Raw genomic sequence first — 12,495 nt, 5'->3', positions numbered from 1 at the left:
GGGAGAGAATCATGACGAACACGGCGCCCGACGATCTCGTCGCCGCCCTCCGCGACTCGCTCAAGGAGAACGCCAGGCTGCGCCGGCAGAACCGCCGACTGGCCGACACCGCCCAGGAACCCGTCGCCATCGTGGGGATGGGGTGCCGGTATCCGGGCGGGGTGGGGTCGCCGGAGGAGCTGTGGGGACTGGTGGCATCGGGACGCGACGCGGTCTCGGGGTTCCCCGTGGACCGCGGGTGGGACCTGGAGGAGCTGTACGACCCGGCAGCCGAACGGGCGGGGACCTCGTACACCCGCGAGGGCGGATTCCTGCACGAGGCCGCCGGGTTCGACGCCGAGTTCTTCGGCATCTCCCCACGCGAGGCGCTGGCGATGGACCCGCAGCAGCGCCAGTTCCTGGAGGTCTCCTGGGAAGCGCTGGAACGGGCCGGGATCGACCCGGAATCCCTCCGGGGCACCACCACCGGTGTCTACGCGGGACAGATGTACTACGACTACGGCCCCCGGCTGCACGACCTCGTCGAAGGGGTCGAGGGCTACCGCCTGACCGGGGGTCTGGCCAGCGTGCTGTCCGGCCGGGTGGCGTACACCTTCGGTCTGGAGGGGCCGGCGGTGACGGTGGACACGGCCTGCTCCTCCTCCCTGGTCACCTTGCACATGGCGGTCCAGGCTCTCCGCAAGGGCGACTGTTCGCTGGCGCTGGTGGGCGGGGTGACGGTGATGGCGTCACCGGGCACCTTCGTCGAGTTCAGCCGCCAGAAGGGCCTGTCGGCGGACGGCCGGTGCAGGGCGTTCGCGGCCTCCGCGGACGGCACCGGCTGGGCCGAAGGCGTCGGCGTGCTCGTGGTGGAGCGACTCTCCGACGCCCTGCGCAACGGACGACGCGTCCTCGCCGTCGTCCGCGGCACCGCCGTCAACCAGGACGGCGCCTCCAACGGCCTCACCGCACCCAACGGCCCCGCACAACAGAAAGTGATCCGCAGAGCACTCGCACAAGCCGGCCTCGAACCCCGCGAGATCGACGCCGTGGAAGCACACGGAACCGGCACCCGACTCGGCGACCCCATCGAAGCACAGGCACTCATCGCCACCTACGGCCAGGACCGCACCGACGACCAACCCCTCTGGCTGGGCTCCCTGAAGTCCAACATCGGCCATGCCCAGGCCGCCGCCGGAGTCGGCGGCGTGATCAAGATGGTCATGGCGATGCGCCACGGCGTGCTGCCCCGCACCCTGCACGTCGACGAACCGACCCCCTTCGTCGACTGGGACAGCGGCGCCGTGGAACTCCTCACCGAGCAACGGAAATGGCCCGACACCGGCCGCCCCCGCCGCTCCGCCGTCTCCTCCTTCGGCATCAGCGGGACGAACGCCCACATCATCCTCGAACAGGCACCCGCCGACCTCCCCACGGACGCCGCTCCCGGCGACACCCCCGACCTTCCGACCGCCCCCGACACCCCCCTGCCCCTCGTCCTCTCGGCCAAGAGCCCCGGTGCGCTGGCGTCGGGAGCCCGGCGGCTGCGCGAGCACCTCGCCGGCCGGACGCGGGCGGCCGACCTGACCGACATCGGGTTCTCCCTCGCCTCCCGCCCCGCCTTCGACCACCGCGCGGTGGTCATCGGCACCGGCACCGAGGAACTCCGGGACGGGCTCCTCGCTCTCGCCGAGGGACGCACCGCCCCCGGAGTCGTCGCCGACGTGGCCGACCGGACCGGCCGGGTGGCCTTCCTCTTCACCGGGCAGGGCAGCCAGCGCGCGGGCATGGGCCGCGAACTGTACGCCGCCCACCCGGTGTTCGCCGCCGCCTTCGACGCCGTCTGCGACGCACTCGACGGCCACCTCGACCGACCGCTGCGCGAGGTCGTCTTCGCCGAGCAGGGCACCGAGGCGGCCGCCCTGCTGGACAGCACCGTCTACACCCAGACCGCCCTGTTCGCCCACGAGGTGGCGCTGTTCAGGCTGCTGGAGAGCTGGGGCGCGCGCCCCGACGTCCTGATGGGGCATTCGATCGGCGAGCTGGCCGCCGCGCACGTGGCGGGAGTGCTGTCGCTCACGGACGCCGCGCGACTGGTCGCCGCCAGGGGCCGGCTGATGCAGGCACTGCCCCAGAACGGCGCCATGGTCTCCGTCCTCGCCCCCGAGACCGAGGTGACACCCCTCCTGGCCGGACGCGAACACGCCGTCGCGATCGCCGCCGTCAACGGCCCCGCCTCCGTGGTCATCTCCGGCGACACGGACGAGGTGCTGCGCGTCGCGGCCGCGCTCGAGGCCGGCGGCGTGAAGACCCGGCGGCTGACCGTCAGCCACGCCTTCCACTCGCCCCACATGGACCCGATCCTCGACGAGTTCCGCGCCGTCGCGGGCGGACTGGACTTCGCCTCGCCGACCGTGCCGATCGTCTCCAACGTCACCGGCCGTCTCCTCACCGACGAGGAGGCCCGCTCGCCGGAGTACTGGGCCGACCACATCCGCCGTGCGGTGCGCTTCCACGACGGCCTGCGCACCCTGTGGTCGGAGGGCGTCGACACCTGCCTGGAGCTCGGACCGGACGCGGTGCTGACCGCCATGGCCCAGGCCGGCCTGGACGAACCCGACGCCTCGGACACCGCGGAGACCACGGACGCCACGGACGCCTGGAGCGCTCCCGGCGAGGCGGGCGTCGCCGACCGGGCCCCGCTGCTGATCGCGACCCAGCGCCGTGGCCGCCCCCAGGCGCGCACCCTCGTCGAGGCGATGGCCCGGGCCTACGCGAGCGGGGCGACCGGTACGCCCTGGCAGGCGCTGTTCGAGGGCACCGGCGCCGGGCACGTCGACCTGCCCGCGTACGCCTTCCAGCACGAGCGCTACTGGCTGGAGCACACCGTGGCGCACGGCGACGGGCCCGCGGACGGCGGCCCCGAGTCGCGGTTCTGGACCGCCGTGCGCGAGCGGGACCTCGCCGGCCTGCGGGACCTGCTCGGCCCGGGGACGGCCGACGCGCTCGCGGACGCCGTCCCGGCGCTCGCGGAGTGGAGCGAGGACAGCGTCCGGCGGTCCGCCGCCGACCAGTGGCACTACCGCGAGGCCTGGTGGCCGATCGAGGAGCCCGTCGACACCGCACTCACCGGGACCTGGCTGATCGTCGAACCTCCCGGGGACGGGACGTCCGGTCTGGCCGACGGTGTCGGGACGGCGCTGGCCGGACGCGGCGCCCACCCCGTCCGGGTCGTCGTGGACCCGGCACGGGCGGACCGGGCCTCCGTCGCCCGGCAGCTCGCCGAAGCGGCCGGCGACGGCCCGCTCGCGGGAGTCGTGTCGCTGCTCGCCCTCGACGAGACCCCGTTCGACGGCCGTCCGGCCGTCAGCCGGGGAACGACCGCCACCCTGCTGCTGATCCAGGCGTGCGCCGACGCGGCCGCCGACGCCGGCCCCGACACCCCCGCGGCGTACCCCCGGCTGTGGCTGGTGACCCGGGGCGCCGTCGGGACCGGCGGCCAGGACCGGCCCTCCCGTCCGGCCCAGGCGCAGGTCTGGGGCCTGGCCCGCACCGCGGCCCTGGAGCACCCGCGTCTCCTGGGCGGGACCGTCGACCTCCCGGCCGCACCGGACCCGGACGCGCCGCGCCGTCTCGCGGCCGTGCTCGCCGCGCCCGGGGACGAGGACGAGCTCGCCGTCCGGCCCTCCGGCACCTTCGTCCGGCGGCTCGTGCGCGCCGCGGCCGGCCGGCCGGGCGGGGCCGCCTGGACGCCCCGGGGGACCGCCCTGGTCACCGAGGGCACCTGGGGCATCGGTGCGCGGGTCGCCCGCCGGCTCGCCGGCCTCGGCGCCGCGCACCTGCTGCTCACCCACGCCCCCGGGACCGAACCCCTCGGCGTCGAGGAGACCGTGGCCGGGCTCCGCGCGCTCGGCGCGCGGGTCACCGTCGCCCCCTGCGACCTCGGCGACCGGACCGCGGTGGCGGCCCTGCTCGCCGCCGTCCCGGAGGACGAGCCGCTCACCGCCGTCGTCCACACGGCGGCCGGACTGAGCACCGCCCCGCTGGCCGGGACGGACCCCGCCGGATTCGCCCGGACCGTGAGCTCCACCGTGGCGGGCGCCGTCCACCTGCACGAACTGGTGCACCTCGAAGCCGGCCTGGACCTCGACGCCTTCGTGCTCTCCTCGTCGGTCGTCGGTGTGTGGGGAAGCGGCGGGCAGGGCGCCTACGGCGCGGCCACCGCCCATCTCGACGCCCTCGCCGACCACCTCCGCGCCGAGGGCCGTGCCGCCGCCGCGCCGGCCTGGAGCGTCTGGGCGGACACCGCCGTCTCCCCCGACGCCACGGCCGGCGAGGACGCCGAGCGGACCCGTCGCGACCAGCTCCTCCGGCTCGGCCTGGCCGAACTCGACCCGGAGCGCGCCCTCGACACGCTGGTGGAGTCCGTCGGGCGGGCCCACGGCGGACACGTCGTCGCCGACGTGGACTGGGAGCGCTTCGCCCCGGCCCTCGGCACCGTCCGTACCGGCGCCCTGCTCCGCGGCCTCCCGGAGGCCGTACGCGCCCTGGAGGACCCGGCCGACGGCACGGACTCCCCCGGTGACGCCGCCGACGGCCTGCGGGCCTCGCTCGCCGGACGGTCCGAGGCGCAGCGGGAACAGCTGCTGACCGACCTGGTCAGGGCCGAGATCGCCGCCGTCCTGGGCTACCCGGGGACGGAGGCCGTTCCCGCCGGGAAGGCCCTGAAGGACCTCGGGCTCGACTCGATGGCCGCCGTGTCGCTGCGCAACCGCCTGAGCACGGTGACCGGCCTGCGGCTGCCCGCGACGCTCGTCTACGACCAGCCCACCCCCGCCGCCGTCGCGGCCTTCCTGCGGGCGGAGCTGGCGCCGGAGGCCCCGGGGAAGGAGGCGGACGAGGAGATCGACCGCCTGGAGGCCCTGATGAGCGGGCTCTCCCCGGAGGACCGGGACACCCGGGACCGGATCGGCACCCGGCTCCGGTCCCTGCTCGCCCGCCTCGCCGACCGCGACGAGGACGTCTCCGCGGCGGGTGTGGCGGAGCGCCTGGAGACGGCGTCGGACGACGACATCTTCGCCTTCATCGACAGCGAACTCGGCACCGCCTGACCCCCGGCCGTGCGGCGGCCCCGCCCGGCACCGGGGCCGCCCCTCTCCGGCCCGCCGCCGTCGGCGCGCGGCCCTTCCCGACATCAGCCCTTCCCGACAGCAGCGAGGAACGGATGAACGCCACACCAGACGAGAACAAGCTCCGGGACTACCTCAAGCGCGTCACCGTCGAGCTCGCCGACGCGCGCCGCCGCCTCAAGGAGAGCGAGGAGCGGCACCACGAGCCCATCGCCATCGTGGGGATGGCCTGCCGGTTCGCCGGCGGGGTGCGCTCCCCGGAGGACCTGTGGAGGGTGGTGGAGACCGGCACCGACGCCATCGGCGGCTTCCCCACCGACCGGGGGTGGGACGAGGACCTCTACGACCCCGACCCCGACCGGACCGGCCGGAGCGTCACCACCCGGGGCGGCTTCCTCTACGAGGCCGCCGGGTTCGACGCCGGGTTCTTCGGGATCTCGCCGCGCGAGGCGCTGGCGATGGACCCGCAGCAGCGCCAGTTCCTGGAGGTCTCCTGGGAGGCACTGGAGCGGGCCGGGATCGACCCGGTGACGCTGCGCGGCAGCGCGACCGGCGTCTACGCCGGCTGCGTCACCGACGACTACCAGCTCACTCTCCAGCAGGCCCCCGGCGAGATCGAGGGCCACCGGATGACGGGCGCGGCGCGCAGCGTGGTCTCCGGCCGGGTGGCGTACACCCTCGGCCTGGAAGGTCCGGCCGTCACCGTCGACACCGCCTGCTCCTCCTCCCTGGTCGCCCTCGACCAGGCCGTGCAGGCGCTCCGCCGCGAGGAGTGCGGCCTCGCTCTGGCCGGAGGCGTGACCATCCTGGCCACCCCCACCGAGTTCGTGAACTTCAGCCGCCAGCGGGGCTTCTCCTCCGACGGCCGGTGCAGGGCGTTCGCGGCCTCCGCGGACGGCACCGGCTGGGCCGAGGGCGTCGGCGTCCTCGTCGTCGAACGACTCTCCGACGCCCTGCGCAACGGACGACGCGTCCTCGCCGTCGTCCGCGGCACCGCCGTCAACCAGGACGGCGCCTCCAACGGCCTCACCGCACCCAACGGCCCCGCACAACAGAAAGTGATCCGCAGAGCACTCGCACAAGCCGGCCTCGAACCCCGCGAGATCGACGCCGTCGAAGCACACGGAACCGGCACCCGACTCGGCGACCCCATCGAAGCACAGGCACTCATCGCCACCTACGGCCAGGACCGCACCGACGACCAACCCCTCTGGCTGGGCTCGCTGAAGTCCAACATCGGCCACAGCCTCGGCGCGGCCGGAGTCGGCGGTGTGATCAAGATGGTGATGGCGATGCGCCACGGCGTGCTGCCCCGCACCCTGCACGTGGACGAGCCGACCCCGTTCGTCGACTGGGACAGCGGCGCCGTGGAACTCCTCACCGAGCAGCGGGAATGGCCCGACACCGGCCGCGCCCGCCGCTCCGCCGTCTCCTCCTTCGGCATGAGCGGGACGAACGCCCACGTGGTCCTCGAACAGGCCCCGGCGGTGGCGGACGAAGCGGCCGCGGACGTCGGGACCGGAGCGGGCCCCTCGGCACTGCCGTTCCTCGTCTCGGGGCGCGACCCGGAGGCGCTGCGCGCCCAGGCCGCCCGCCTCGCGGCCCACCTGACGGCGCGTCCCGACGAGGACATCGCCGACGTCGCCCACGCCCTCGCCACGACCCGGACCGGCCTCGACCACCGCGCCGTCGTCGTCGGCGACACCCCGGAAGCCGTCCTGGCAGGCCTGACCGGTCTCGCGGAGGGCGAGACCCGCGCCGCGTCCGTCGTGGGCGCGGTCCGCGAGCACGGCAGGACCGTCTTCGTCTTTCCCGGCCAGGGCTCCCAGTGGGCGGGCATGGCCGTCGAACTCCTCGACACCGCGCCCGCCTTCGCCGAACGTCTGCGGGCCTGCGCCCGCGCCGTCGGCGCCCATGTCGACTGGGACGTGGAGGACGTGCTGCGCGAGCGGGAGGGCGCCCCCTCGATCGACCGCATCGAGGTCGTCCAGCCCGTCCTCTTCGCGGTGATGGTGGCCCTCGCCGAGCTGTGGCGCTCGTACGGCGTGGAACCGGACGCCGTCGTCGGCCACTCCCAGGGCGAGATCGCCGCCGCGGCGGTCTCCGGCGCCCTCACCCTCGACGACGCCGCACGGCTCATCGTGCTCCGCTCGCAGCTCTTCGCCGACGAACTCGTCGGCCGCGGCGCCGTCGCCTCGGTGGCGCTGTCCGCGGACGAACTGGAGCCGCTGCTCGCCCCCTACGGCGAGCGGCTGTCGGTCGCGGGCCTCAACGGCCCCCGCCTGGTGACGGTGGCCGGCGAGACGGCGGCGCTGGAGGAACTGGTGGCCGCGCTCACCGCCGAGGGGGTCCGGGCCAGGATCGTCCCGGCCACCGTGGCCTCGCACACCTCCCAGGTCGACCGCCTGCGGGACCGGATCACCGACCTGCTGGGCTTCGTACGCCCCCGGGCCGGGCGCGTCCCGCTGTACTCGACGGTCACCGGCGAGATGCTCGACGGCTCCGAACTCACCGCCGACTACTGGTTCGAGAACTGCCGGCGGCCGGTCGCCTTCGAGCCGGTGCTGCGCCGGCTGTTCGCCGAGGGGTTCGGCGTCTTCGTCGAGTCCAGCGCCCACCCGGTGCTCACCCTCGGCATGGAGGCGACCGCCGAGGCCGCGGGTGCCACACCGCTGCTCTCCGGCACCCTGCGCCGCGGCCAGGGCGGCCTCTCGCGCTTCCACACGACACTCGGCACCCTGCACGTCGACGGCGTCCCCGTCGACTGGAGCCCGGCGTTCGCCGGCCGCCCCGGCCGTCGCCCCGACCTGCCGACGTACGCCTTCCAGCACCGCCGCTACTGGGTCGAGCCCGCTCCCCGGCAGGACGGGACCTCCGCCGACGCCCTCGACGCCGCGTTCTGGGAGACCGTCGAGCGCGAGGACCTCGAAGCCCTCGCGTCCGCGCTCGGTGTCGGCACCGAGCCGCTCGGCGCCGTCCTGCCCGCCCTGGCGTCCTGGCGGCGGGAGAGCCGCGCCGACGCGGAACTGGAGTCGCTGCGCTACCGGGTGGCCTGGCACGCCGTCGGCGAGCCGGTGGCGACCGGGCTCGGCGGCCACTGGCTGGTGGCCGTGCCGGCCGGAGCCGAGGACGGCACGGCCGGGACGGACCCGCTCGCCGGTGCCGGGTCCCTCGTCGCCGACGTCCTCCGCGCCCTGGAGGAGGGCGGCGCCCGTACCACCACCGTCGTCGTGACGAGCGGGGACACCCGCGCGGAGCTCGCCGGACGGCTGCGGGCCGCCACCGCCGCGGCCCCGGCCGCCGGAGTGCTGTCCCTGCTCCCGGTCGACACGACGGCGGACACCGCGCTCCCCGCCCTGCCCAAGGGGCTCGCGGGAACGCTGCTGCTCCTCCAGGCCGTCTCCGACGCCGGCCTCGACCGCCGCGTGTGGTCGGTCACCCGCGGGGCCGTCGCCGTCGGCACCGCCGACCGGGTCGACGCGCCCGCCCAGGCCCAGGTGTGGGGCCTCGGCGAGGTCGCCCGCCTGGAGATCCCGCACCTGTGGGCGGGCACCGTCGACCTCCCCGAGGCACCCTCCGAGCGCGATCTGCTCCGGCTCACCGCGATCGTCTCCGGACCGGCGGACGAGAACGCGCTCGCGGTACGCCCCTACGGCCTCTTCGCCCGCCGGCTCGTCCGGGCTCCCCGTACCGCCTCCTCCTCCGCCGCCGCTCCGCGACCGGCCCACGGCACCGTCCTCGTCACGGACGGCACCACCGGGCCCGGCGCCCGGGTGGCGCGCCTGCTCGCCGGGGACGGAGCCGCGCACCTGCTGCTCACCACCGACCCGGCCGCCGAAGCCGTCGCCGGACCTGTCGCCGAGCCTGTCGCCGAACTGGTCGCCGAACTGGAGAAGACCGGTAGCCGCGTGACGGTCGCGCCGGTCGACCTCGCCGACCGGGAGGCGCTGGCCCGGCTCCTCGCAGGCCTTCCCGAGGAAGCACCGCTCACCGGCGTCTTCCACACCGCCGGAGTCCTGGAGGAGGAGGCGCTCGGCACCCTCACCCCCGAGCGCCTGGAGGCCGTCCTGCGCACCAGGACGCTCGGCGCCCGCCACCTCCACGAGCTGACCCGGCGGCACGCGCTCTCCGCCTTCGTCCTCTTCTCCTCGGTCACCGCGGTCCTCGGCGCGGGCATCGGGCTCGCCGGACACGCCGCCGCCAACGCCTACCTCGACGCGCTCGCCGAGCAGCGCCACAGGGACGGCCTGCCCGCCACCTCGCTCGCCTGGGGCGTGTGGGACGAGGCGGCGGCCGCTCCCGGCGCGGCGGCGGAGGCCGCGACACGGCGGGAGCGGCTGGCCCGCCGGGGCCTGCCGCCGCTCGCACCGCGCCGCGCGCTCGCCGCGCTGCGCCGGGCCCTCGGCGGCGACACCCCGACCCAGGTCCTCGCCGACATCGACTGGGACACCTACCTGAAGGTGCTGGTGGCGGGGCGGCACGAACCGCTGCTCGATCTCGTCCCCGAGGTCGCCCGGGCCGCCGGCCGGGGCGCCCGTGACCGCGAACGGGCCGTCGCCGTGCTCGCGGAGCTGCGGGAGGCGACCCCGGCCGACCGGCACGCGCTCCTGCTCGCCCTGGTGCGCGCCGAGGTCGCGGAACTCCTCGGGCACGACACGCCCGACGCCGTCGCCCCCGGCCGCGAGTTCCTCGAACTCGGCATGGACTCGGTGGGCGCGGTGGCGCTCCGCAACCGGCTCGAAGAGGTCCTGCGGCGCAAGCTGCCCGCCCAGCTCGTCCTGGACCGGCGCACGCCCGACGCCCTCGCCGCCCATCTGGCCGTCGTGTTCGGTCCGGAGGCGGACGCCCCGGCCGGAGACGGGACCGGTGGGAACAGCGCAGGAGAGGCGGACGGACCGACCGACCGCTACCTGGCCGCGCTCGCGGCCGACGGACGCGCCGAGGCACTGGCGGGCCCGGTCGCCGAGGCGGCGGCCGCTCGCGCCTCCTTCGAGGCGCCGGGGGCGGAGGACGTTCCCGCGTCGGTGCTGATCGCGGCCGGCGGCGGCCGGGCCGACCTCGTCTGCCTCCCCACCGTGCTCGCCACCTCGGGCCCCCACCAGTTCGCCCGGCTCGCGGCGGGCCTCGGCGGCGAGGGCGCGGTGTCGGCGGTGCACCTGCCCGGCTTCGCCCCGGGGGAACGTCTGCCGGCGTCGCTCGACGCGCTCACCGAGGCGGTGGCCGAGGCCGTGCGCCGCCGGGCCGACGGCGCGCCCTTCGTCCTCGTCGGCTACTCGTCGGGCGGCGTCCTCGCCCACGCGGTCACGGCCGCGCTGGAGGCGGAGGGCACGCCGCCCGAGGCAGTGGTCCTGCTCGACACCTACGTGCCGGGGAGCGACGCACTCACCGCCGCCGGACCCGCGCTCATGCGGGGCATGGCGGAGCGGCTCGGCGCGTTCGCGCCGCTCGGCGCCGAGCGGGTCACCGCCATGACCCGCTACCTGGAACTCCTTTCCGGCTGGCGGCCGGCGGAGATCCGGACGCCTGTCCTGCTGGTCCGCCCGGACCGTCCCGTGGCCGGCTCCGAGATCCCGGCGAACGGCTCCTGGCAGGCCGACTGGCCGGGTCCGCACGAGGCCGTCACGGTGCCGGGCGACCACTTCTCGCTCATCGAGGAGGACGCCGTCACCACCGCGCACGCCGTCCGCGCGTGGCGGGACCGCTCGGTCCCTGCCCACGCGGCATCCGCCCCCGCACCGGCGAAGGAGCCGTCCGCATGACCGACAAGGACCCGTCCGAGAACGAGACGACCGGGACGAGCACGACCGGGACGAGCACGACCGGGCGGACCGCGGGCCGCGCGGAGGGGACGGGCCGGCGCACCCCCGTCCTGGTCGTCGGCGCCGGACCGGTCGGGCTGGCCGTCGCCTGCGCCCTGTGGCAGCGCGGCGTCCCGGCCCGGGTCGTCGAGGCCCAGGCCGATCCGCACCGGGGTTCGCGCGCCGTCCAGCTCCACCCGCCCACCCTGCGGCTGTTCCGCGAGGTCGGCATCCTCGACGAGGCCGAGCGGCTCGGTCTGCGGATCCGCACCACCAGCTACCACCTGGCCGGCGGCCGGACCCTGCGGGTCGCGCTCGGCACCGAGAACGAGCCCCTGATGCTGCCCCAGCAGGAGACCAGCCGGCTCCTGGAGGAGGCCCTCGTGCGGGCGGGCGGTCGGGTGGAGCGCTCCGTGAGCGTCACCTCCGTGGCGCCCGGCGCCGACGGCGTCACCGTGAAGGCCGAGGGGCCCCGGGGCACGGAGGTCATCGAGGCCGACTGGCTCGTCGCCGCCGACGGAGTCCGCAGCACCGTCCGTGAGCTGCTGGGCATCGCGTTCGTCGGCTCCCCGGTCGCCACCGGCTTCCTGCTCGCCGAGGGGCGGGTCGACGGCGCCTTCGAACGGGACGCGGTGCACTACTTCCTGGGCCACAAGGGCTCGGTGGTCTTCGCCGCGATGCCCGGTGACCGGGTCAGGGTCTCCGGCGCCGTGCCCGACGACCACCCGGCGACGCCCGAGGGCGTGCAGCGGCTGCTCGACGAGCGCGGCCCGGGCGGCATCACTCTCGAAGACCTCGACATGGTCGGCCGGTTCACCAGCCAGGAGCGGATCGCCGCCACCCTGCGCGCGGGACGCTGCTTCCTGGTGGGGGACGCCGCCCACACCCACTCCCCGCTCGGCGGCCAGGGCCTCAACCTCGGCATCCAGGACGCGCACAACCTGGCCTGGAAGCTGGCCGGCGTGTGCGCGGGCACCCTGCGCCCGGGGGTACTCGACAGCTACGAGGCCGAGCGGCGGGGAGCCGCCGAGCAGATCGTGCGGACCACCCACCGGTTCCTGAAGGTCTTCATGCTCGGTCCCTTCGCCGCCCGGGTGCGCAACACGGTGTGGAGCTCGCTGGAGGCGACCGGTGTGCTGCGCCGCTGGTTCGTGCCGTTGCTGGCCGGCTGGCGCGTCCACTACCCCGGCCCCCTGTCCCCCGACGCGGAAGGCCCCGCCCGGCCCGTACGGCGGCGGGGGCTGCCCGCCCCCGGCCGGCGGGCACCCCACTGGGTGCCGCAGGACCGGGCGGCCGGGCCGGCCGGGTTCCTGCTCGTGACCACGGGGGACGGCGCCGTGGCCCGGCGGGGCCGGGAGTGGGCGGAGCGGGCGCCCTTGCCGGTCGATCACGCCCATGTGCCGCGGCGGGCGGCCGGATTCCTCCTCGTACGGCCCGACGGCTATGTCGCCGCCTCCGGTGCCACACCCGCCGAACTCACCGGCGCCGGGCACCTGCTGGCCCAGATCGTGAGCTGACCCGGATCGTGAGCCGGCCCCCGGCGCGGAGTCCGCGCCGGGGGCCGGGTCGTCCCGCGAGCCGGGGCGGCC

General features: G+C 76.1%; 3 protein-coding genes. All 3 read left to right on the top strand.

The features are described from left to right. The first annotated feature begins 8 nt into the window (after positions 1-8). The 3 genes from HHL19_RS38215 (at position 9) to HHL19_RS25965 (ending at position 12,423) form a co-directional block, all read left to right on the top strand. The gene (locus HHL19_RS38215; RefSeq protein WP_346768488.1) at positions 9-5,090 is read left to right on the top strand and encodes a type I polyketide synthase; all 5,082 of its coding nucleotides are present in this window, start codon (positions 9-11) and stop codon (positions 5,088-5,090) included. 113 nt (positions 5,091-5,203) lie between these two features. Continuing rightward, positions 5,204-10,867 (top strand): type I polyketide synthase, encoded by a 5,664-nt coding sequence (locus HHL19_RS25970; RefSeq protein WP_169092754.1) that lies wholly within the window; start codon positions 5,204-5,206, stop codon positions 10,865-10,867. Next, positions 10,864-12,423, top strand: a complete 1,560-nt coding sequence (locus HHL19_RS25965) for an FAD-dependent monooxygenase (RefSeq protein ID WP_169092753.1) — start codon at positions 10,864-10,866, stop codon at positions 12,421-12,423. The genes HHL19_RS25970 and HHL19_RS25965 overlap by 4 nt, the downstream gene beginning before the upstream one ends. Positions 12,424-12,495 lie beyond the last annotated feature (72 nt).

Source organism: Streptomyces sp. R302 (assembly GCF_012927245.1).
Classification (GTDB): domain Bacteria; phylum Actinomycetota; class Actinomycetes; order Streptomycetales; family Streptomycetaceae; genus Streptomyces.
This window is presented reverse-complemented; position numbering and strand designations above follow the sequence as displayed.

Coding starts and splice junctions, on each gene's coding strand:
- HHL19_RS25970 (WP_169092754.1), top strand. CDS start 5,204: ATGAACGCCACACCAGACGAGAACAAGCTCCGGGACTACCTCAAGCGC.
- HHL19_RS25965 (WP_169092753.1), top strand. CDS start 10,864: ATGACCGACAAGGACCCGTCCGAGAACGAGACGACCGGGACGAGCACG.